A 22,509-nucleotide genomic window follows, 5' to 3' on the forward strand; every position below is an offset into this window, starting at 1 on the left:
TGTATATTTTTTCAAAAGAAGTGTTTGTAAATGTTAGTATATAAAAAAGTTACTTCTCCTACAGAAGTAACTTTTTGGTTATGCCTTTTGTTTAACTTCACTAACTTTCTTTTCAGCTACAATAAAATGCGGTCTACGTTTTGTTTCATAATAAATACGACCGATATATTCACCAATAACACCTAGGAATATGAGTTGAATACCGCCAATAAATAGTATAGCGGAAATGAGAGTAAAGTAACCAGGAACTTCCACACCACCGAGGATGATTTGAACGAACGTAGTGATTACGTATAAAAGTCCTAAAATGGTTGTTAGTAATCCAAGATATATAGATAGACGTAACGGTTTATTATTGAATGAAATTACACCATCAATTCCATAATTTAATAATTTCGAGAAGGTCCATTTACTCTCTCCATCAGAACGTAATACATTTTCATATTCAATGATTAATTCGTTATAACCGATCCAAGAAAATAAGCCCTTTGAAAATCGGTTGTATTCACTTAAAGATAATAAAGAATCTACTGCTCTTCGACTTAAAAGTCTAAAGTCACCAATACCGTCTACTAATTCAATATCTACAAATTTATTCATCACTTTATAGTAAAGACGAGAGACGAAAGAGCGAACGGGTGAATCACCAGTTCTTGTTCTTTTTGCAATGACTTGGTCGTAGCCGTCGTTATATCCTTCTAACAGTTCTTTTATTAACGTAGGAGGGTGTTGTAAGTCAGCATCCATAATAACAATTGCATCGCCTGTAGCATATTTTAAACCAGCTAACATTGCAGCTTCTTTTCCGAAGTTTCGACTAAATGATATGTAGTGTACCGATGAATCTGCACTAGCTAAATCACGTAAAATATTTAAAGTATCATCTTTACTACCATCATTAACAAAAACAAATTCATAATCGGTAGTTAATTTATGAATTTCAAGGGAAGTCTCTGAATAAAAGGCTCGAAGCACCTTTTCTTCATTGTAGCATGGTACAACTATTGAAAGGATCATGTTTGACACTCCTTGTTTGTAGTGGATTAAAATAATATTTAGATATTATTTTAGGAAGCTATCTAAATAGATAGCTTCATGATTCATTAAGTGCTCATTATTGCTTTTTAAAAGAAAATTTTCGTCGTGCTTTTGGATTTTTGAAAATTAGTAAAGCTATACAGATAATTAGTGAGATGATTGATATAGTCATACCTAATTTGAAGTAAGGTGTAACGTAAGTCATTTCGATTACATGTGAACCTTTTGTAATTGGAACACCGATAAAGGCAGAATTCGCTTTCGTAAATTCTGTTTCTTTCCCATCAATTTTTATAGTCCAGCCTTTACTATATGGGACAGATAGATATAAGAGCCCGTCTTTATTTGATTTGATATCCCCTTTTAAATAATTGTTCTTATAATAAATATTTTCAAGCCTATTTTCAGTTAGTTTTTTTGTTTCTTTTTGTATACTTTCATAGTTTACAATATTTGCTTGCAAGTCACCTAATTCATACTCACCTGCCATATCAATAGAGATAGTTAGGTTTTCTGGACGCTCATTGCCCAAATTGTAAACAAACCTTTCTAACGGATAAGAGTATGCACCAGCATCGTCCCCTTTTCCTATCGTTTTTCCATTAACAGTTGCATTGAATGTGCCTGCATTTTTTAATTTTAATTCTATCAGCAGATCACCAGGTGTATCAGGATAATTGATAGGTACAATCATATTTCCAAAGCCATGAACAATTAGTTTATTTTCTTGTTTTTTCATGTTTTCGAATTTTGCTTTTTCCGTTTTAATAGATACTGCCTTTGATTTAAGGTCTTGTTTATTAAAATGGTTTAATGAAAATTCTTTTGTATTATTAACGACAACAGCATGTAATAATAATTGATCACGCTGAGCGAAGTTTAATTTAGAAAATTCTTCTTCACTTATAGCCGAATCATATACATATCCTAACGGTAAAGCATAGTCATTTTTGTAAATATTATATGGTCCTACTTGCTGTAATAGTTTATATCCATAAGGTACATTCTTTGAATCTGTATCAGCACTTAATACGCGATATTTTATACCTAGCATATTTTCGAGTAGTAGTCGACTATCAGCTTGATAAAACATTGAAGGTGTATCGTACATTTGGAATACGCCATATTTATTTTTCATAAAGTCATGGACATAATAATTAACCAAGCTTTGATACGTACTTACGCCATGATATCCTTGTAGCATTGGTGTGTTATATTCGCTATATGGATTCAGAATACGATAAAAGTCTTTATCATTTTCTTGTATGTAGCGAATTGCAGCAATTTCTTCTTGATTATCATAGCCTGGTTCGTGTAACTTTTCAGTTGAAATCTGGCTCTGTCCGTAAACTGTGCTAAGTATATTATTCGCATACATATAATTCATAGAAATTGTGCTAACGAGTACGTTCAATACAACTAAAAATTGTATGAAAGGTTTAGAAATATAACGCCATAAACATACTGTAATAACAGAAAGAACGACAGTTCCGAGTAAAATGTTATCAACGTCTTGTAAAGGTTTATCAGTTACATTTATATTTGCCTTTCTATAAAATGCATAAATGAATAATCCAATAGACACTAATAAACTTATTAAATAAGGTAATTTGTAGTCTTTCTTATGAATAATCATCCAATCTAGAATGTATGCAATTGTTTGGGCAATTACAAATACAAATAAATAAAACCATCTAGATTGCATTGCTGAAAAACCATTAAACATAGAATATGTATATGGAAGCATAAACAGAATGAACATGAATAACGTAAAGAATACTTTATTCTTAACGAGTTTATCACGTATAAACATTCCAAATACGATTAAGAATAAAATTAAAGCTGGTAAAGCTAATTGATGATTTTCAGCATTATACATGAAGAAAATATTTTCCATTAAATCTTTATAAAATTTATCTTCAAATAATAATGGTATCTCAAACTTTTTTGATAGTCGATCAGCGCTAAATACGGCATTAACTGATGGGAGGAAGCAAACGGCGGCTAAACCGAGTGATAATCCGTACAATAAACCGATTCTAATATAATAAGTTAGAAAAGAGACAATCGTTTTATTTTGTTGTGTCGCAAAGTATTGGAATAATGCATAAATAAATATGAAAATACTTGTGATAAAAGCAAAATAAAAGTTTGATGCTAACATTAAAGTAGCAGCGATTAGGAAAAGGCCGTGTTTCTTTTCAATAATATATTTATCAAGTCCCCATATTACTAATGGTAAAAATACAATGGCATCAGCCATGAAATCCCATAGTAAAGAGTGGCGGATGAAAGTAATACAGCCACCATATATAATAGCAGCAACAAAAGATGAGAATGCTGTTTTATTATGGTAACGTAAAGAACCATACATGAATACCATAGCTAAAAAGTTTTTTAAAATACTCATGTATAATTTCACGTCATATACTTGCTCAAGACTTAGTTTAGGTAGTAACAGTGTAATCCAGAAAAACGGTGATGTGCTGTAATAATAACTAAACTCTCCAAATAAATCTCCACCTAATCCATAATCAAAAGACCAAAAAAGGTTGCCATCTTTAAAGGCATGTTGTAGAAGAAACGTAAAAAAGCCAAATTGACGTAACGCATCCCCTGTACCAGAAAAGGCTTGATTAGATGTTAAAAAGAAATAATGAAAAGCAAAAGCGCACAATAATAATATTGGTATAATTATCATTGTTTTCTTGGAAAAGAATTTATTATTCGGCTTTATGCTCATAAAAATTGATAATCCTCCTTTGAAAGTCGTTACATGTAGCAACTAGTTTTTAGGTAGCATATAAAAACACACCAATTTTTAAAGGTGTGTTCTTTAGTTTTAACATGAGAAAATATATATTTTTGTTGAAGCATATATATTTTTACAAGCGTTGAATTTCATAGTTTATATATAATTTAGTATAAGGCATTTTCAGAAAGTAAGTCAATTTGAGCTGGAATATATAGCATTTTTTTACTGAAGAAAAATGATGGTATATAAAAAAAGCAAAAAGCTTTTCCATTTTTAAATAGGAAAAGCTTTTTGCTTTTAAGCATGTTTGCGAATGAGCTTTTGTTTTATAAACCCTAAAACAAATCCACGTATTTGAGGATCAATTCCAATTCCAATTATACCGTATAGTATACCAGTAAGAGTTAAAGCAATTAGTGGCGGTAAGTTGATTAATGCAATTCGGTATATACCGTAACTAATAATAAAGGCTAAGGAATTAAATATAATTCCTTTAACTAATAATTGCATGCCTTTACGAATAAAGAGGGTAAATCCGATTAATAGTGTAATTTCGGTAAGGATAGCTGCGGCAGCTGCCCCCATCATTCCATATTTACTACCTAATACAATATAACCTATGATGGCAACAACTAATCCAATAGTCATTGTTGTTGCACGTTTCCATTGCTGGCCAATCGTTGTTAAATTATCGGCTAGTGGATAGTTAATTGATTGTAAAATAACCATAAACGCTAGAATAGCAAGAGCGTCACCGGCGGGAGCGTATTCTTCTCCTAATAAACTAACAATCCAGAAACTTGGATCCGCAATAAAGGGGATAGAAATTCCCATTCCTAAAAAAGACATAAGTTTTAATTCAAAACTTGATAATTTTCTATGTTCTTCAATATTTTTCTCATTACCAAAAGCAAAAAGCCTTGGATAAAAGGCCGCTGCAATTACCCCAGGTATTTGATATAGTACAGCAGGTATTTTAGATGCAGCACCAAAGAATCCAACTTGATTATACGTTGAAACCTTTTCTAATATAATAGGGCCCAATTGTGGTAAGAGCATAATGATGATGCCATTGATTGTAAAAATAAGTAGTTGATCTAAAATGCCTTTATCCCAACCCTTATGGACCTTCGTATAACGTATTGTCATTATAAAGGCGATAACACCTGTTACAAGACTAGATACCCCGTACATGGCAGCAACCATCATAAGTGACCATTGGAAAGACATCCCTAGTAATAGGGCAGCAGCAGCAGTTACACCTTGTAGTACAGAAATAATAGCTGTAAATTGCATGCGTTCTGTTACTTGGAAGTAAGCCATTCCAACACCTTGTAAGGTTGCTCCGAACATTGTTGGTAGAACAACCCAATATACCATCGCGCGTAAGTAAGCATCGGGATAGAAGAACTGGGCAAAAATAGCGAAAAGTACAGAAATTACGATAGCTAATATTAAACGAATACGTAAGTAACTACTTATTAGCACGCTAATATTAGCATCGCTTCTCGTTCCTTCACGCATAAACGTATGTGTTAAACCTGCATCTGTAAAGTAACAAATAACAGCTGAAACTGCTAACGCAGTTGTAAACATACCGTAATCACTTGGAGAAACATACCTTGCAAAGAAAATTGTTGCAATAGCCAGTACAAAACGGACAGTAATGTTTCCTACAAACAGGTAGGATGCGTTTTTTAGAATTTTATTTGTTTTCATGAGAAAAGACCTTTCTATTCTTTAGGACCCGGTTAGCTTGTCCTATTTGTAAATTTGATTTGTTCACAGAAAGAGAGAGTATCGTTATATTTTCAGTTTAAGAAAACAGAAATTTAATTCGTACAAACCAAAGCATTGCATATAGTTTTTTACTACGTTTTCCATTCTTTGAATAGATTTTACGGCAATATTTCTTTATATCTTTTTTGATTAATTGAACTTGTGATTTATCTAATTGAGAGTTTTCTTTAATATATATACAAGCGTTATTGATGACTGTATAAGGGAATAAATAAGTCTCAAGAATCTCAATCAGTGACTGAGGGTCTTTTGTAATGAAATCTTGAGATTTATTATGTACCCAATCTTTCATACGATTGAATACTTCTAGCTCTTTTGTCGTTTTTAATTCATAATCTTTATACTTAGAAGAAAGATTTCCTTCTGATAAGATTCTATAATAAGTTAAGTATTCATCGACATAACATACATTTGTCACACTCATAAGTTTAAATAAAAACTCTAAATCTTCGCCCCAACTACATCCTGGTGTAAAACGAATGTTATGATTCATTACGATGGATCGTTTGAAAATCCAAGTACTTGTTTGAGCAACAACTTGATGTGTTAGGAATGCTTTTGCCATATCACCTTTAATAAAGTTTGTTGTATGTTCAACCTTCTCGCCTGTTTCTTCGTAGAAATTCATATAACCACAATAGCACGCGTCCATTTCGTTTTTATGCATACTTTCGACTTGCTTCTCAATTTTAGTTGGATGCCATAAGTCATCACTATCAAGAAAAGCGATATATTCTCCGCTAGCATTTTCGATACCTGTATTACGGGCTACCGAAACACCTTGGTTTTTTTGATGAACGTATTTTACTTGCCCTGGGTATTTTTCAGCAAGGTTTTTCACAATAGAAGGTGATTGATCTTTACTTCCATCATCTACAATTACAATTTCAATGTTTTTATATGTTTGATCTAGTATTGACTGCATCGTTTCTTCAATATATTTTTCCGTGTTATACAGGGGTATGACAACAGAAACAAGTTGCTTTTGTTCCATCATAGAATTTTTATCTCCTCAAGTTTTTTATGTCTTGCATCATATATACAAGCCTTTTGGAAGGAAGAAGATTACAAGAACATCTGTATAAGTTTAACGCATATAAACTTTGTAAATCAACTTTCTATTGTTGTACTTTGTATAAAAAGTATTTATTATAGAACGTATTGTGTTGTAAAAATATAGAAATATATTTTGAAAATTATGTATCTGAAGGGAGAAGATGAGATGTTAGGGCGATTTACTCGCAAATCTAATATAATCCTTTTAGGGATTATTATGATAGTCGGTTTTGCACTTCGTTTTGCAACTTTACAAACACATGGTGCAGATCTATCTATAGCTAGCGATGATATAGGTTATCAAAAAACGGCAAATATTTTATTGGAAACAGGGATGTTAACATATCATGAACCAGATAAACCAACGATTCATATTATGCCGGGTTTTCCAGCTTTATTAGCTGTTGTATTTTATTTTTTTGGAAATGGCAGTGAAGGTCTTTTTGTAGCAAAATTAATTATTATCCTATTAGGGGTACTTAGTATTTTGCTAACTTATAAGATTGGTACTTATTTATTGAATTCTGCTGCAGGATTAATAGGTGCTTTCTTATTAGCTGTGTATCCTCCAGAGATTGTTATGGAAAATTTAACTTTAACAGAAGGGCCGTTTCTATTCCTTTCATTAGGATTAGTATATTGGAGTTTAAAATTAGCTGATACTCATAAAACGAAACATCTTCTGATTGTATTAATTTTCTACTTTTTAGCACTGTACCTCCGTGTACAAATTGCCTTATATCCAATCTTACTATTTGGGTATCTTTTAATGAAACGCTACCCATTCCGTATTATGATGAAGCAAGCGATTATAAGCATAGGAATAGGACTTATCGTACTTGGACCATGGTGGGCTCGCAATTACATTCAATTTGATAAATTTATCCCACTAACTGCTGGGGCAGGGAATCCGTTATTACTTGGAACGTATCAAGGGAAAGGTTACCCAGAAGGTAAGGATATGGGGGAACTTGAAATAGAGTTACATGCAAAATACCCTAATCTTGAAGCACATGAATTTATGGAATTAGAAGAAAAAATAGCGATTGATAAAATGAAGGAATGGTGGAAAACTGATAAGGAATCTATGATAGAGAGTTATTTAGTTTTGAAGCCAGAAATTCTTTGGAAAAAACCGTATTATTCTATAGAACATAATATTGAAGTATTCAATGTTTCTGCAAAGGATATGAATGAAATATATAATTTTATTAAGACGACGTTTTTAATATGTACAGTACTTTCATTTATTTTCCTTTTAAAAAGGTGGAGAGAGACTACATTTTTATGGTCAATCCTTTTATTGCAAACAGCTTTAACATGTTTTTATGTTGCATATGAACGATATGCATTACCGTTAATACCATTCTTATTTATTATAATTGGAGTTGGGACCGTGGCAACTGTTATGAAAATTAGTAAATTATTAATTAGAAAAAAATAGTTTGCAATAAAAAACATCTTAATTTTTTTAAAAAAAATTAAGATGTTTTTTTGTATATATTCATATTTGAATGGAAATCTATTTGTTATCAGTTTCAGTTTGTGTTTGTGTTACTTTTAATTTTTGCTTTAATAACGCATAATCTTGCGTTAACGTTACAAGTTGATGATGTAATTTAGAAATTTTTCTTGTTAAGTCAAAAATTAATATGAAACAGAATAATAGTCCAAATAAGAATAAAACAGATGGAGGATATTCTACGTGTAATAGTTGGCCAATCCAATTTATAATTTTTTCAGTAGAACTTAAAATAGCCATTGCAACACAAACAAAAATCCATAAAATAGCATATTTAGTTTCTAAAGCTCCACGACGAATGGAATTAATAATTAATAAAAATAATAATAGAATGAAGATAAATGAAAAGGTAATTATAGGCATTTATTATCAACCTTTCACAATTTTTTGCATCAATATAGCAAGGCTTACTTTAATCATGTAATATGCAGATTTAAGAGGTGTGATAGAAGATTGTCCCCCTTGACGCTCTTGCATATTTACGGATATTTCATTAATGCGTAATTTTTTCTTTTTTAAATGAATAAGGACTTCTGGTTCTGGATAATCTTTTGGATAATTATGTGCAAAAATCTTAATTACTTCTCTATTGATAGCACGATACCCAGAAGTTGGATCCATAAAGGTTTGTTTTGTTAGTACTTTCAGTAGAGCAGTAAAATAAAAAATACCAATTCTTCTGGAAATACTACCTTTATAGGCTGTTTTCTCTGTAAAACGTGAACCTAGCACCATATCGCATTGGTCTTCAGCAATAGGTTTTATAATTTTGTACAAATCATCAGGATTATGTTGCCCATCAGCATCGAACTGAATCGCAATATCATATCCATTCTCATAAGCGTATTTATAACCAGTTTGTACAGCTGAGCCAATACCTAGGTTATATGGTAAGTTCACAAGGTGAACAGGAAAATCATTTACGATTTGAGCTGTTTTATCATGTGATCCATCATTAATAACGCAAATGCTTAATTCTGTAAAATGCTGTTTTAGTTTTAATAATCTTGTTAATGTATCTGCAATTGCTTCTTCCTCGTTATACGCAGGAATAATAATTAACGTTTTTGGTATTGAAATTGGTACCTCAATAGACATTATCGCACCATCCCTTATATACTTAATTATATTATAGTTATTTTTAAACGAACCTTATCTAATATACCATTAATAGTATAGCAAAATAAAGGAAAAACTGGTGGATTATTTTAGGAGACAAACAGTAAATAAAAGATAAGAGGTGGAATTTTTTACAATAAAAAATACATGCAAGGATGAAATAAACCTGTGCATGTATGAAGTGAGAGTATTGTATTAAATATTCCAAGGTTTATTTAAAGTTAAAACCTCAGCCATTTCTTTGCTTTTTAAACGTCCTTTTTTTCTATTTTCCGCACGTTCTGAACCGGTTGTGTATAACCAATGTTCTTCCTCAGTTTCAGGTAGTACTTGTGGTACGGACGAAGGTTTTCCATCTTTTATTGCTACAAATGTAATGAAGCAAGTAGCAGCAATTCTACGCTCGCCTGCTAATAAATTTTCTGCAATTACTTTTACGAAAACTTCCATTGAAGATTTCCCTGTATAACATACGAATGCTTCATAACAAACAGAATCAGCTTGGTGAATTGGAGTTAAAAAATCAACTGAATCAATAGATGCTGTTACGCAATGTTTACGACTATGTCTTGCAGCCGCAATTGAAGCAATACTATCAATTTCTGCTAATAATTTCCCCCCAAAAAGTGTTTGGTGATTATTTAAATCGTTAGGAAAAACACGTGTTGTCTTAATTGCTTTAGATTCTCGCATGAATTTCTTTTCCATATATTCAGCCCCTATAGTCTGTTTTCAATCAGAATAATATGTGTAAGCTTAGTACTCATATTAGATATTTAATGAAGTAAAGTGTAGTCCAAAAGAGTATTATTTAAACTTCTGTATTTGTATTCATGTAACTGAAAGAAAATTTATTTTATCTAAAATGTAGTGTAAAAGAGGATTCGCTTACATTGCAAGTAAAAAGTAATGACTATGTATTTGTCATAGAAATTCTCTATCAGCCGTGTACCCATTCATGATAGAATCGTTTTGTTATGAATGGAAATAGAGGTGCAATGGACATATGAATCATATACAAACAAATTTTTCATCTTTCTTCAATAAAATTACGATCGGTGCGATGTTCGCATTTTTTGTTTATAGTTGTTGGGCAGCATTTGAGACAAGTAAGCAATTCTTTGGAGGAAGTACAACAAGTGTAACAATCATATTGGCAATTTTCGTCATACTTATTTTGTTAGTGGCATCAATTCTACAATATCGTTTTACAGATAAACAATTTCTTATTTTTCTTATAAGTATATCTATAGTTGTGAGGCTTAGTATGCTGTTATTTGTAGATGCTCCAATAATTGGTGATATGAAAGTGATGTATGAGTCTGCAAAGCAGATTGCAATTGGTAATAATATAGAGACTGTAACTCATTTGCCTTTTATTATATATGAGTCAGTAATTATTCGTATATTTGGTGATACATTATTCGCTTTACAACTATTTAATGTGTTATTTTGCGCAGGAACCGCATTTTTTATTTATCGTATTGCAGCAATGGTTTCTGGAGAAGAATGCGGTCGTATTGCTTCTATCTTTTATGCTCTGTATATTCCAAATATATTCATGAGTTCCGTATTAACTCCTGAGTCACTTGCAATATTTTTATTTTATTTTGCTTGTTACATACTTTTATATAAAGGATTAGATCATCCTTATATGTGGGTGTTTTCAGCGATTTTATTTGCATTTAGTAATATGATTTTCCCAATGGGATTATTTCTTCCTATTTTTATCACGTTATATGTATTATTAATCGAAGTATTTCAATCAGCAACGAAACAAAAGGTGTTACTAAAGATGGTGGGGATACTTATTCTATTTTATAGTGCCCATTTTGGTGTGAATTATGGAATTAAGACAATGGGAATGTCACAATATACGATTGCGAATGAGACGTATGTTCAATCTGTTTTAATTGGAAAAACGCAACATGAAGAAAAAATATCGAAAAATCAAAGTGTAACAGAGCATATTGATCAAAAGTTAAAAGAGATTGAGGGAGAAAGATTTAAACTTTTAGAACCGATGATAAATCAGTTTTCAGATGAGGGGATAAATTCTATTCTTTTCAAATATGAAAAACTGATATATATAGCCGTAACATTGTTTATGACTATAGCTCTATTACACTTCCTTATTAAGAAACAACAAAATGAGGGATATATGTTGTTCTTATTTTTAATTAGTGGATACGTATTGTTAAAGCTCTTCCAAGTAGATATGGCATATTACAATGTAATTATGCCAGCATTGTTTATTTTGCAGAGCTTTGGTGTTTATATGAGTTATGTGTATTGTCAAAAAATATTTTTCAGAAAATAAAAAGAATCCATTCTGGATTCTTTTTTTGATGGAAGATGAAATTTAGTAGTTAGTACAGATGAAAAGTATGCTTGACTACTAAATTTCATCTTATCGATTTAGTTCTAGTTGCAAATTATCGGCTGTTAGAGCCATTTGTGAGGAATCATCTTGAATTCCTTTCATTACTTTTGAAATAGCTTGTAGCTCGTGTTCAATTTTCTTATTCTGTTCTTTTGAGTTAGACATATCTTTTACAATTTCTTCGAAGTATCGATCTGTTGCTGACATACTATCCGTTCCTTCCGATACGAGAGAGCTAATTTGTTTCACGGAAGACGAGACACGGGTAATTTGTTCATTTGTTTTTTCGACGAGCTTTGTAACGTTAAATATAGATTCTTTCGTTTGCTCTGATAATTTTCGGATTTCACCAGCAACAACAGAAAACCCTTTCCCAAATTCTCCAGCACGTGCCGACTCAATAGCAGCATTTAGTGCGAGTAAATTTGTTTGCTCCGCAATCGATTTAACAATATCTATGATTTCATTAATTTTGTTAGAAATATTGAGAAGTTCATGAGTATCTGTAATAATCGTTTCCATATTCATTTGAATAGATCCCATTCGTTTGTTTTGCTGGTTTAATTGTTCTTTCCCTTTATTCGCTTTTTCTTCAGATGTTGTAGCTAATGATGTACCTGTTTTAGCAATCTCTACAATAGTTTCAGATTTGGCGGTTAGTTTTTGAATAGAAGAGCTTGTTTTTTCAGATACAGCAGCTAGTTCTGTTGCGATATGCGTAATTGTCATAGCAGTTAATTCTTTTTCTTTCTCATGCTCTTTTTGCATTCTTTCATATTCAGATTCATAAGCTGCAAGAACAAGTTCTTGTTCAAGAGTGAATAATTTATTTATAACATTTATAGAATATGAAAAATCATCGATTGTCGTTATTTTTGTTTGCAAAATCTTCATGATAGAGCGGAATAATTCTTGATAAGCAGCAGTATACCATTTTCGATGTAAACCAATTTGTACATGCCTTTTGGCAATCCTAACACGCTGTTCAATAAAATCTTCATGCATATTGCCGCTGAATAATTCTTTAATATGTGTTTTTAAAGTTTGTTTTAGTTTTGGAATAGAGCTGTAACGCTCAATAATAGTAATTAAATTAGGTTGTTTTGTAATGTTGGCATAGAATTTTTCAGTAATCCAATCAATTTCTGCATAAATAAAAGGCTGTAGTACTTTTACAACTTGTAAATCTTCTTTTGAAATATGTAGCATATCCATTTGAATTTTTAATTCAGAATTAGTAGGTACATTAAAAGTTATTTGTTGGTTCTTACTTAATTCGATTATACTGGCATTTGTTTTATTAATATTTTTTTTGAAAACCCCAAGCATCATTCTTCCCCCTGTATATAAAACGTTTTCAATTTTAAAACTAATATAGAGTAATTATAATATATTATTACTCTATATTAATTCTTAGAATAATATAGAGTAATTATATATGCTTATATATAATTACTCTATATTAGTTCGTTGAATAGTATATAAATTAAGAGAATTCTATCTAGAATTCTCTTAATGGCCTTTATTAATTTTAGCATGTGTTTTAAAGAAAACAGGGAAATGCACATTATATATTACAGTGACGACACGAATAACGAATGTTACTAATAAACAAACATAGAAAGCTAATACGTGCGCCCCCATAGCGTGTGTGATTAGGAAGCTAATTGCTCCTAAGATAGAAGCGATTGCGTAAATCTCTTTTCGGAATACGTAAGGGATATCTTGAGCACAAATGTCACGCAAAATACCGCCTCCAATACCTGTAATGACTCCCATTGAAACAACTAGAAATGAGGCGTCAACATGATGTGACATTGCCGCATTTGCACCAATAGCTGTAAAAACGCCTAAGCCAACAGCATCAGAAAGCATAATAACGACTTGAAGTTTATTGATACGCTCAAAAAACATACAAGTAAATAATGCTGATAATACACTTACGAAAAAGTAAATGGGTTTTACAAATGCGACAGGGGGCAGGTTACCAATCATGATATCACGAATAATACCGCCGCCGAGCGCAGTGGCTACAGCTAAACAAAGGACACCAAATAAATCTAAATCTTTTTTTAAACCAACTAATGTACCAGAAATGGCAGCGGCGATAATGCCAAGAAACGTAAATATATCGATTAATAACATGGCCTTAATCCCTTCCTCTTAAAGATGTTCCAGAGAAAAAATATACACTAAAGTATTGGAAATAACAATTACTTTTCGCTACATGTAGAAAAACGGATAAAATTCATAAAGAAAGCGTTTGAAAATGTTTGGAAAATAACCATAAAGTAATCTGAAAAAGATATGAAAAGATTAATTTTACATTTTTTGATGTTGTTCAGTTGGTAAAATATTACAATTAGAGGCGGGATGTTTATATTTGTATAAAATGATAAAAAAATATGTATATACTAACAAAAATAAGGGGATGGTTGTTAGATAGATTTTGTAAAAATAGGGGAGTATAGCTAAAGGACGATGATTTCTATTACTTATTAATACTTGTCCTGGCTAGTTTTAGCTGGAAAAATAGTTCTCGATTTGAATATGAGTTATGTTATAATTGCTAGGTGTGTTTGAATGATAAAAAATTATGATTAAAAGATAATGTTAAGATTTTGTATGGAGGTCTTGGAATGTTAGCAAATCAAGCTAGGGTTAGATTTGAGCATTTTTTGCTCTTTTTTATTATTTTACAGCCTGTTTTAGATTTATTAACGTCTCTTAGCATCACTTTATTAAAGTCAAATGCTACCGTTGGAATTTTAGTAAGATTCCTTATTATGGCTGTTGGTGGTATTTACATTTTAATTCAGGCAAAAGAGAAGGAAAATAGAAAGTTTTTAATTTATCTTATATTATTAGCCGGAGTTTTAGGGGTAGGATTTATTAATAACAAAATAGTTAAGGATCCTATTGTACTTAGTGAAGAAGTTAAATTCGTTGCGAAAGCATTATATATATATATCATGCTGGGATCATACATTTTAGCTTTAAAATCATTGAAAAAGACAGTTAATATTAGTGATAAGGTTCGAAATAGTATTGTATATTCTACATTAATCATTAACGCAATTATGGTTATTTCTATTTCAACATCTACTGACTTTGGTAGTTATGAATGGATGAAGGTTGGTTCTCGAGGTTGGTTCTATGCAGGGAATGAACTAGGTTCAATCTTAGCTATTATTTTCCCTATTGTGGTACTATATTCTATTCAAAAAACAAAGAGCTGGAAACACATTTTATATTGGATTCCATCACTTTTAATGATTTATTCGCTAATTCAAGTCGGTACAAAAGTTGGAATGGGCTCAATTGGTGCTACGTTAGGGGCAGCAATCGGAATCATTGTACTACAATTATTATTTGATAGAAAAAATCCGAACAAAAAATCCCTTGCGCTTAATGCAGTAATTGCTATGGTTCTATTAGCTGGTGTAGTTGGGACGTTTAAACAAACACCATTAGCGCAAAATATGGGTATTCACAATAATTATTTATCAGAGCAAAATGTGGCACAGCAAGGTCAAAAAGAAAAAGAAATTAAAGAGAAGCTGAAAAAAGAGCAAGAACTTAAAGCAAAAGAAGAAAATCATCATAAAGTTGAAAAGCCAGAAGAAAAGGCGAAGATAGAAGAGGAAGTTAAGAAAGAGCTTGAGAAAGAGCAAAAGAAAGAAAATCAAGAAAATCTTATTTTCAGTGGACGTCAAGTATATGAAGAAAGACATAAGCAGTTCTTTAAAGAAGCGCCAATGTCACAAAAGTTATTAGGAATGGGTTATGCAGGTAACTTTAAATACAATGAACAAAAGCAGCCAGATCCAAAACTAATTGAAATGGACTTCCATGATTGGTTTTATGATTTCGGGATTATTGGCTTTGTATTACTAATGATTCCATTTATTTATTACGGGCTAAGAATTTTACTAGCATTTGCTACGAGATTTAAGGACATATTCAATATAAAATATGGAATGATTTCAGCAAGCTTATTGTTAGCGTTAGGTATTGCTTATATTGCAGGACATATTTTAACAGCACCAGGAGTTGGGATTTACTTTGTAGTGGTGTTAGCTTATCTAATAGTAGACCTAGAAATTGAATGATAAAAATAAAAGCTAACTTTTGTTAGCTTTTATTTTTTAGTACAGTAAAATAAAAATAGATGGAAACGTAGCGAGGATTTAAAGGAGGAAAAAATATGAGAATATTGCATATGAATGCAGGAGCAGAAGATGGGGGAGGGAAAACACATATTATTTCACTTCTCGATCAGTTTCCAACTGGTGAAGTAGAATTAGCAGTATTTGAAGATGGAATTGTTGCGAAGGAAGCAAGGGAGTTAGGGATAAAAGTCCATGTGTTTTCACAAAAATCGCGCTATGATTTATCCATTTTAAAGAATATAAGTGAATTTATTAATAAAGAAAAATTTGATGTAGTTCATACACATGGCCCTAGGGCTAATTTCTATGTTTCTTTAATGAAAAAGAGAATAAAGGCAAAATGGGTAACGACTATTCATAGTGATCCATTTCAAGACTTTACTAAACAGGGCTTAAAAGGTTGGATTTTTACGAAATTAAATTTGAAAGCCTTAAAAAATATAGACTTATTTTTCGTTGTAACAAATAGATTGAAAAAAAGCCTGGCAGCATTAGGTATTTCAAATGAAAAGATGCATGTTATTTATAATGGAATTGAATACGATAAGGAAAAAGCAGAAGGCTATAATAAAAAAGAAATGTTCAATATTGATGAAGATGTATTTACGGCAATCCAAGTAGCACGATTACATCCTGTCAAAGGACATGAAGTTTTATTCGATGCGTTACAACAAACAAAATTAGAGAAAATTAAAGTATTATTAGTTGGCGATGGCCCATTAGAAGAAAATCTAAAGTCATTAGCTACTGAAAAAGGGATTAACGATAAAGTAGAGTTTTTAGGACATCGTCAAGATGTAAAACAATTATTTGCGTCGTCACATGTAAATTTATTAACTTCCCATAGTGAAGGGTTCCCACTAGTTTTATTAGAAGCGGCAAATCAACGCGTACCATCAATTGTGACTAGGGCTGGAGAAATTGAACCATTAATCGTAGATGAAACTTACGGATGGATTGTGCCAACAGGTGATGGAAAGGCATTAGCATTAGCTTTAGAAGAAGCGTATGATAAGTGGAAAACTGGAGAGTTAGCAGCAATGGGTAAACATATTTATGAGCATGCTACTATGAACTTCTCACTTCAAAAACTATATGAAGATACAAAGGAAACATATAAGCAATTAATAGCGAAAAACTTGTAATGATAGAGAGGATAGTTAACTATGGCAGTACAAACAGTTGATATTCTAGGCGTTCCTTTTTCTACAATGACAATGGATGAAACGGTCCAATATTTAAAAGAACAACTAGAAGCGGAGCGAACTCATACGTTTCAGGTAGTAACAGCAAACCCTGAAATTGTTATGTGCGCAAAAAAGGATGAAAAGTTCTATCAAACATTATTGAATACAGATTTAATTACACCTGATGGTATTGGGGTTGTAAAGGCAAGCGGGATGCTTGGTACACCTTTAAAAGAACGTGTAGCAGGTTTTGATTTAATGTGTAATTTACTTGCGAAGTTATCAGAAGATAGTAAGCCGGTATCTGTTTTCTTATTAGGTGCAAAGCCGCATGTTGTACAAGCTGCAGCAGATCATTTAACAAAGACATATTCAGCTGTATCCATCGCCGGTATACAAGATGGTTATTTTAAACAAGAAGACGAAGAGAATATTATTTCTCGCATTCAAGAAGCAAAACCAGATTTATTACTTGTTGCACTTGGTTTCCCGAGACAAGAGAACTTTATCCAAAACAATAAGCATCGTTTAGAAACGAAAATGGCTGTTGGAGTGGGTGGAAGTTTAGATGTATGGGCTGGAGAGGTAAAACGTGCACCAAAATGGATTCAAGCGATTCATTTAGAGTGGTTTTATAGATTATGCAGTAATCCAACACGCTGGCGTCGTCAGTTAGTATTAGCGGAATTTTTAAAAGAAGTAATGCGTTCGAAAAAGTAGCGAAATATCGCTGCTTTTTTTATTTGTTCATTTTTAATAAATTGAAACTTTAATCAGTGAGGCATCCCCACTGATTATTAGCTCTCACCAATCGGGATAGACGTTTTACTTTTTGGGAATGATGAAGGAGAATTTTTTACACAAAAGTATTTTACTTATACAATTCACACATGTAAAATGATGTGTAAAGACACCTGTGTGAGGAGGACTTCTAGTGGGCAAGGTAAAAGAAATTTCGAAGCGCAAACTACTTGGTATAGCTGGGCTTGGATGGCTATTTGATGCAATGGATGTTGGAATGCTTTCATTTGTAATGGTAGCCTTGCAAAAGGATTGGGGATTAAGTACGCAAGAAATGGGCTGGATAGGCAGTATTAACTCAATCGGTATGGCAGTAGGAGCGCTTATTTTTGGGATACTATCAGATAAAATAGGGCGGAAATCAGTCTTTATTATTACATTATTGTTATTTTCTATCGGTAGTGGTTTAACTGCATTAACAACAACACTTGCAATGTTTCTCGTTTTACGCTTTTTAATTGGTATGGGGCTTGGCGGAGAGCTTCCAGTTGCCTCTACACTAGTATCAGAGAGTGTTGAAGCGCATGAGCGTGGGAGAATTGTTGTGTTATTAGAAAGTTTTTGGGCAGGTGGATGGCTAATTGCAGCTCTTATCTCGTATTTTGTTATTCCTAAATATGGTTGGGAAGTTGCGATGGTATTGAGTGCAATTCCAGCACTATATGCTTTATATTTAAGATGGAATTTACCGGATTCCCCAAGGTTCCAAAAAGTTGAAAAAAGGCCATCTGTTATTGAAAATATAAAATCAGTTTGGTCTGGGGAATATCGTAAAGCAACAATTATGCTATGGATTCTATGGTTTTGTGTTGTCTTTTCCTATTATGGAATGTTCCTTTGGTTACCGAGTGTAATGGTGCTAAAAGGATTTAGTTTAATAAAAAGTTTCCAATACGTACTTATTATGACGTTAGCTCAACTTCCAGGATATTTCACCGCTGCTTGGTTTATTGAACGTCTCGGTCGTAAATTTGTTTTGGTTACGTATTTAATTGGGACAGCTTGCAGTGCTTATTTGTTTGGGGTTGCGGATTCATTAACAGTATTAATCGTGGCAGGTATGTTACTATCCTTCTTTAACTTAGGTGCTTGGGGAGCATTATACGCCTATACACCTGAGCAGTATCCAACGGTTATTCGTGGTACAGGTGCAGGAATGGCAGCAGCGTTTGGGCGTATTGGTGGTATTCTTGGGCCACTATTAGTGGGATATTTAGTTGCCTCAGAAGCTTCACTATCATTAATATTTACGATTTTTTGTGGATCAATTTTAATTGGTGTATTCGCTGTAATAATACTTGGACAGGAAACGAAGCAACGAGAATTAGTATAAAGTGAAAATTTAAACGTATCCCTGACCGTTTATTATCCTACACTACTCGGATCTTTATAGGCAGTTAGTGCGGGATAAAAGGGGAGAGGAAACCGAAGTGGTTTCCTTTTTTCTGTTTTTTTAGATAAATAATGGTATAGTAAGAAAAAGGGATTATTTCTTATAAAAGCGAATGTATACAACAGGACATATGGACAAAGAATTAGGTGGTTGAAGAAATGAAAATTTTACTGATCATGGAAGAGGCAGAAGAGAGAAGAGAGTTAGCTGAAAATTTCACTGAAAATATGAGAAATGTAGAATGTTTTGAAGCAAAGACAGGAACAGAATCTTTATTTATGATGAAAAAACATATACCAGACTTTGTTTTTTTAAGTTCCAAATTACTAGATGGTACTGGTTTTGAATATGCAAGTTTATTACGAGAAATAAATTGCTATACAAAATTTATTTTTGTAGGTGAAAACATAGAAGAATCTATTACAGCTTTTCGTTTCCAAGCATTTTATTATTTATTGCGACCATTTCGTGAAGAAGATTTACAATTTCTTTTATATAAAATAGGTAAAGAACAAGGTGAGAAAGCAAAGAGTTATTTGCGGAAACTACCGATAGAAAGTCAAGAGGGTATACGATATATTCTCCCAGAAGATATTGTATATGTAAGTAAAAATAAAGAAAATAAAACTGTTTCAATTTACACAACGAATAATCAGTATATTTCAACATATACACTTCAGGAATTAGAAAATAAGCTAAATGCATATGATTTTTTACGTGTACATAAAAGCTATTTAATTAATATGTCATATGTAAAAGAACTGAAACCTTATTATAATGGCACGTATAATTTGTATTTAGATAGGTATGATGAGCAACCGATTCCAGTCAGTCGTAATTATGTAAAACGCCTTCGAAATAACATTGAATTATAGTAGGTAATGAGAGTATTTTAACATGATAAACTGAAAATCCTTCATGATAGGGAGGATTCAAGTTAAATATTCAGAAAATTTAGTACAATCTCCACTAAGAAATAGTATTGGGGGAATTGTATGTGAAGACATTGAAATCGATCTTACTTTGGGGCATTATTACAGCAGTAGGAGCAGGTGCTTTTGGGGTAGTAGCTTTATCACAAGGTGAAACCATTAATGCTGTATGGCTCTTAGTAGCTGCCGTATGTGTATATGCAGTTGCTTATCGCTTTTATAGTAGATTTATAGCGAGAAAGGTTTTTAATTTAGATGATAATCGGCAAACACCAGCCCATACATTAAACGATGGGAAAGACTATGTTCCAACAAATAAGTGGGTATTGTTTGGACATCACTTTGCAGCGATTGCTGGGGCGGGACCTTTAGTAGGACCGATTTTAGCAGCACAAATGGGATATTTACCAGGAACCATTTGGATTATTGTTGGGGTAGTTGTTGCGGGGGCTGTCCAAGATTTTGTCATTTTATTTGCTTCGATGAGACGTAATGGTAAATCGTTAGGAGAAATGATTAAGGATGAGATTGGACCTGTTACAGGACTAATTGCAATGATAGGTATTTTAGGAATTATGATTATTTTATTAGCAGTATTAGCGTTAGTCGTAGTAAAGGCACTAATCGGAAGTCCTTGGGGAATGTTTACGATAGCAGCAACGATTCCTATCGCTATTTTAATGGGAGTTTATATGCGCTATATTAGGCCTGGTCGTGTTGGAGAAGGATCAGTAATTGGTATTATCCTACTTATTTTATCTCTTGTTGGAGGACAGTATGTAGCAGAAAATCCAACACTTGCAAGTATGTTCACATTTAGTGGTGAAACAATTGCTATTATGCTTATTGTATATGGATTTATCGCATCGGCATTACCAGTTTGGATGCTTTTAGCACCACGTGATTATTTAAGTACATTTTTAAAAGTCGGAACAATTGTAGGGTTAGCAATCGGTATCTTAATTGTAGCACCAGATTTACAAATGCCAGCAGTTTCGAAATTTATTGATGGAACTGGTCCTGTGTTTTCTGGAAACTTATTCCCATTCTTATTTATTACTATTGCTTGTGGTGCAGTGTCTGGATTCCATGCTCTCGTTTCATCAGGTACGACGCCGAAGATGATCGAGCAAGAGGGACACGCACAGCCAATCGGTTATGGAGCAATGTTAATGGAGTCGTTTGTAGCAGCGATGGCGATGATTGCGGCTTGTGTATTAACACCGGGAACGTATTTTGCAATTAATAGTCCCGCAGCACTTATCGGTACAGATGTTTCGCAGGCAGCTCAAGTTATTTCCTCATGGGGATTTGCTATTACACCAAATGAACTAAAAGATCTCGCTGTAAATGTTGGAGAGCAAACAATTTTATCACGTACAGGTGGTGCGCCAACATTAGCGATAGGTATGGCATATATTTTCTCACAAGTAATAGGTGGAACGGCCATGATGGCATTTTGGTATCATTTTGCGATTCTCTTTGAAGCTCTATTCATTTTAACAACAATTGATGCCGGAACGCGTGTCGGCCGATTTATGATTCAAGATATTTTAGGGCATGTATATAAGCCATTTGGGAAAACGGATTCTACATTAGCGAATGTAATCGCTACAACATTATGTGTATTAGGGTGGGGATATTTCTTATACCAAGGGGTAATAGATCCGCTCGGTGGAATTAATACATTATGGCCACTTTTCGGTATTGCAAATCAAATGCTAGCAGGTATTGCATTATTACTTGGAACGACAATTTTGTTCAAAATGGGAAAAAAGGCGTACGTTTGGGTAACACTTATTCCAACTGTCGGGTTGCTGATTGTAACGATGACGGCGGGATATCAAAAGCTATTTCATGAAAATCCTAAAATTGGATTTCTATCGCATGCAAAGGTATTTCAGGGAGCATTAGATGAGGGAAAAGTGTTAGCGCCAGCAAAAAATGTTGCTCAAATGAAGCAAATTATTTTCAATGATTATATCGATGCAGCGCTTTGCGGAATTTTTATGATAGTTGTAATCGCTGTGTTAATTTCAGCACTTCGAATTTGGATCCGAGTATTAAGAAATAAGCCAATGCCGTTAAAAGAGGCACCATATATTCCTAGAGATGAAAGTGAGTCGAGGAACTATGCTTAAAAAGTTGTGGCAAGTATGGGGTGAAAGAAAACGCTTTATTAGTTTGCTCGTTGGGGTACCAAGTTATGAAGTATATGTGGAGCATATGAAAAAGCATCATCCTGAAGAAGAGGTTGTATGTCAAAAGCAATTTTTTGCTGAGGCACAAGAAGCAAGATTTAATGCAAAGGGTGGAAAAATATCACGCTGTTGTTAATGAAAAAGGGCGAG

18 protein-coding genes and 1 pseudogene are annotated in these 22,509 nt (G+C 32.8%); 9 read left to right on the plus strand and 10 right to left on the minus strand.

What is annotated here, in order from left to right; genetic code table 11:
• Nucleotides 1-78 precede the first annotated feature (78 nt).
• The 4 genes from DN404_RS02640 to DN404_RS02655 all read right to left on the minus strand — a co-directional run bounded on the left by DN404_RS02640 (nt 79) and on the right by DN404_RS02655 (nt 6,590).
• Entirely contained in the window at nt 79-1,017 is a 939-nt protein-coding gene (locus DN404_RS02640) for a glycosyltransferase family 2 protein (RefSeq protein WP_149214706.1), read from the minus strand.
• Between the two features lie 97 nt (nt 1,018-1,114).
• A complete protein-coding gene (locus tag DN404_RS02645) occupies nt 1,115-3,781 on the minus strand; it encodes a YfhO family protein (RefSeq protein WP_016123909.1) in 2,667 nt (888 codons plus the stop codon).
• A 309-nt stretch (nt 3,782-4,090) separates the two neighbouring features.
• Nucleotides 4,091-5,512, minus strand: coding sequence for an oligosaccharide flippase family protein (locus DN404_RS02650; protein ID WP_000856131.1), 1,422 nt, complete (start codon nt 5,510-5,512; stop codon nt 4,091-4,093).
• A 97-nt stretch (nt 5,513-5,609) separates the two neighbouring features.
• Nucleotides 5,610-6,590, minus strand: a complete 981-nt coding sequence (locus tag DN404_RS02655; RefSeq protein WP_102956256.1) for a glycosyltransferase family 2 protein — start codon at nt 6,588-6,590, stop codon at nt 5,610-5,612.
• Nucleotides 6,591-6,815: 225 nt separating this feature from the next.
• Here DN404_RS02655 and DN404_RS02660 point away from each other — a divergent pair, with 225 nt between their 5' ends.
• Nucleotides 6,816-8,093 (plus strand): glycosyltransferase family 39 protein, encoded by a 1,278-nt coding sequence (locus DN404_RS02660; protein WP_000901470.1) that lies wholly within the window; start codon nt 6,816-6,818, stop codon nt 8,091-8,093.
• 78 nt (nt 8,094-8,171) lie between these two features.
• Here DN404_RS02660 and DN404_RS02665 read toward each other — a convergent pair whose 3' ends face one another.
• The 3 genes from DN404_RS02665 to DN404_RS02675 all read right to left on the minus strand — a co-directional run bounded on the left by DN404_RS02665 (nt 8,172) and on the right by DN404_RS02675 (nt 9,998).
• On the minus strand, nt 8,172-8,534 hold the full coding sequence (locus DN404_RS02665; protein ID WP_006919810.1) for a DUF2304 domain-containing protein: 363 nt from the start codon (nt 8,532-8,534) through the stop codon (nt 8,172-8,174).
• A gap of 6 nt (nt 8,535-8,540) precedes the next feature.
• Nucleotides 8,541-9,269, minus strand: coding sequence for a glycosyltransferase family 2 protein (locus DN404_RS02670; protein WP_000021476.1), 729 nt, complete (start codon nt 9,267-9,269; stop codon nt 8,541-8,543).
• A 216-nt stretch (nt 9,270-9,485) separates the two neighbouring features.
• A complete protein-coding gene (locus DN404_RS02675) occupies nt 9,486-9,998 on the minus strand; it encodes an acyl-CoA thioesterase (protein ID WP_000412123.1) in 513 nt (170 codons plus the stop codon).
• Between the two features lie 298 nt (nt 9,999-10,296).
• On the opposite strand from DN404_RS02675, the gene DN404_RS02680 reads away from it, so the two are divergent.
• Nucleotides 10,297-11,610 (plus strand): ArnT family glycosyltransferase, encoded by a 1,314-nt coding sequence (locus DN404_RS02680; RefSeq protein ID WP_102956258.1) that lies wholly within the window; start codon nt 10,297-10,299, stop codon nt 11,608-11,610.
• A gap of 90 nt (nt 11,611-11,700) precedes the next feature.
• On the opposite strand, the gene DN404_RS31235 is transcribed toward DN404_RS02680, so the two are convergent.
• The 3 genes and pseudogenes from DN404_RS31235 to DN404_RS02690 form a co-directional block, all read right to left on the minus strand.
• A complete protein-coding gene (locus DN404_RS31235) occupies nt 11,701-12,441 on the minus strand; it encodes a methyl-accepting chemotaxis protein (protein WP_370512794.1) in 741 nt (246 codons plus the stop codon).
• Nucleotides 12,442-12,456: 15 nt separating this feature from the next.
• Nucleotides 12,457-13,005 (minus strand): annotated as a pseudogene (locus tag DN404_RS31240) (protoglobin family protein); the annotation flags it as partial.
• Nucleotides 13,006-13,185: 180 nt separating this feature from the next.
• Entirely contained in the window at nt 13,186-13,818 is a 633-nt protein-coding gene (locus DN404_RS02690; RefSeq protein ID WP_000924371.1) for a trimeric intracellular cation channel family protein, read from the minus strand.
• Nucleotides 13,819-14,312: 494 nt separating this feature from the next.
• On the opposite strand from DN404_RS02690, the gene DN404_RS02695 reads away from it, so the two are divergent.
• From DN404_RS02695 to DN404_RS02730, 7 genes are all read left to right on the plus strand, one after another.
• Nucleotides 14,313-15,785 (plus strand): O-antigen ligase family protein, encoded by a 1,473-nt coding sequence (locus DN404_RS02695; RefSeq protein WP_097997180.1) that lies wholly within the window; start codon nt 14,313-14,315, stop codon nt 15,783-15,785.
• Nucleotides 15,786-15,880: 95 nt separating this feature from the next.
• A complete protein-coding gene (locus DN404_RS02700) occupies nt 15,881-16,990 on the plus strand; it encodes a glycosyltransferase family 4 protein (protein ID WP_001221227.1) in 1,110 nt (369 codons plus the stop codon).
• Nucleotides 16,991-17,011: 21 nt separating this feature from the next.
• A complete protein-coding gene (locus DN404_RS02705) occupies nt 17,012-17,752 on the plus strand; it encodes a WecB/TagA/CpsF family glycosyltransferase (protein WP_000290748.1) in 741 nt (246 codons plus the stop codon).
• Between the two features lie 214 nt (nt 17,753-17,966).
• Nucleotides 17,967-19,166, plus strand: coding sequence for an MFS transporter (locus DN404_RS02715; RefSeq protein ID WP_000521080.1), 1,200 nt, complete (start codon nt 17,967-17,969; stop codon nt 19,164-19,166).
• A 218-nt stretch (nt 19,167-19,384) separates the two neighbouring features.
• Nucleotides 19,385-20,101 (plus strand): LytR/AlgR family response regulator transcription factor, encoded by a 717-nt coding sequence (locus DN404_RS02720; RefSeq protein ID WP_000698256.1) that lies wholly within the window; start codon nt 19,385-19,387, stop codon nt 20,099-20,101.
• 122 nt (nt 20,102-20,223) lie between these two features.
• Entirely contained in the window at nt 20,224-22,299 is a 2,076-nt protein-coding gene (cstA, locus tag DN404_RS02725; protein WP_149214707.1) for a carbon starvation protein CstA, read from the plus strand.
• On the plus strand, nt 22,292-22,495 hold the full coding sequence (locus tag DN404_RS02730; protein ID WP_000914504.1) for a YbdD/YjiX family protein: 204 nt from the start codon (nt 22,292-22,294) through the stop codon (nt 22,493-22,495). The genes cstA and DN404_RS02730 overlap by 8 nt, the downstream gene beginning before the upstream one ends.
• The last annotated feature ends 14 nt before the right edge of the window (nt 22,496-22,509 follow it).

It is taken from the genome of Bacillus sp. TE8-1 (assembly GCF_008368855.1).
In the GTDB taxonomy this organism is placed as follows: domain Bacteria; phylum Bacillota; class Bacilli; order Bacillales; family Bacillaceae_G; genus Bacillus_A; species Bacillus_A cereus.

Bases quoted from the DNA above. Each gene is read 5' to 3' on its own strand.
- DN404_RS02640 (WP_149214706.1), bottom strand. From the start codon at position 1,017: ATGATCCTTTCAATAGTTGTACCATGCTACAATGAAGAAAAGGTGCTT.
- DN404_RS02645 (WP_016123909.1), bottom strand. From the start codon at position 3,781: ATGAGCATAAAGCCGAATAATAAATTCTTTTCCAAGAAAACAATGATA.
- DN404_RS02650 (WP_000856131.1), bottom strand. From the start codon at position 5,512: ATGAAAACAAATAAAATTCTAAAAAACGCATCCTACCTGTTTGTAGGA.
- DN404_RS02655 (WP_102956256.1), bottom strand. From the start codon at position 6,590: ATGATGGAACAAAAGCAACTTGTTTCTGTTGTCATACCCCTGTATAAC.
- DN404_RS02660 (WP_000901470.1), top strand. From the start codon at position 6,816: ATGTTAGGGCGATTTACTCGCAAATCTAATATAATCCTTTTAGGGATT.
- DN404_RS02665 (WP_006919810.1), bottom strand. From the start codon at position 8,534: ATGCCTATAATTACCTTTTCATTTATCTTCATTCTATTATTATTTTTA.
- DN404_RS02670 (WP_000021476.1), bottom strand. From the start codon at position 9,269: ATGTCTATTGAGGTACCAATTTCAATACCAAAAACGTTAATTATTATT.
- DN404_RS02675 (WP_000412123.1), bottom strand. From the start codon at position 9,998: ATGGAAAAGAAATTCATGCGAGAATCTAAAGCAATTAAGACAACACGT.
- DN404_RS02680 (WP_102956258.1), top strand. From the start codon at position 10,297: ATGAATCATATACAAACAAATTTTTCATCTTTCTTCAATAAAATTACG.
- DN404_RS31235 (WP_370512794.1), bottom strand. From the start codon at position 12,441: ATGCAAAAAGAGCATGAGAAAGAAAAAGAATTAACTGCTATGACAATT.
- DN404_RS02690 (WP_000924371.1), bottom strand. From the start codon at position 13,818: ATGTTATTAATCGATATATTTACGTTTCTTGGCATTATCGCCGCTGCC.
- DN404_RS02695 (WP_097997180.1), top strand. From the start codon at position 14,313: ATGTTAGCAAATCAAGCTAGGGTTAGATTTGAGCATTTTTTGCTCTTT.
- DN404_RS02700 (WP_001221227.1), top strand. From the start codon at position 15,881: ATGAGAATATTGCATATGAATGCAGGAGCAGAAGATGGGGGAGGGAAA.
- DN404_RS02705 (WP_000290748.1), top strand. From the start codon at position 17,012: ATGGCAGTACAAACAGTTGATATTCTAGGCGTTCCTTTTTCTACAATG.
- DN404_RS02720 (WP_000698256.1), top strand. From the start codon at position 19,385: ATGAAAATTTTACTGATCATGGAAGAGGCAGAAGAGAGAAGAGAGTTA.
- DN404_RS02730 (WP_000914504.1), top strand. From the start codon at position 22,292: ATGCTTAAAAAGTTGTGGCAAGTATGGGGTGAAAGAAAACGCTTTATT.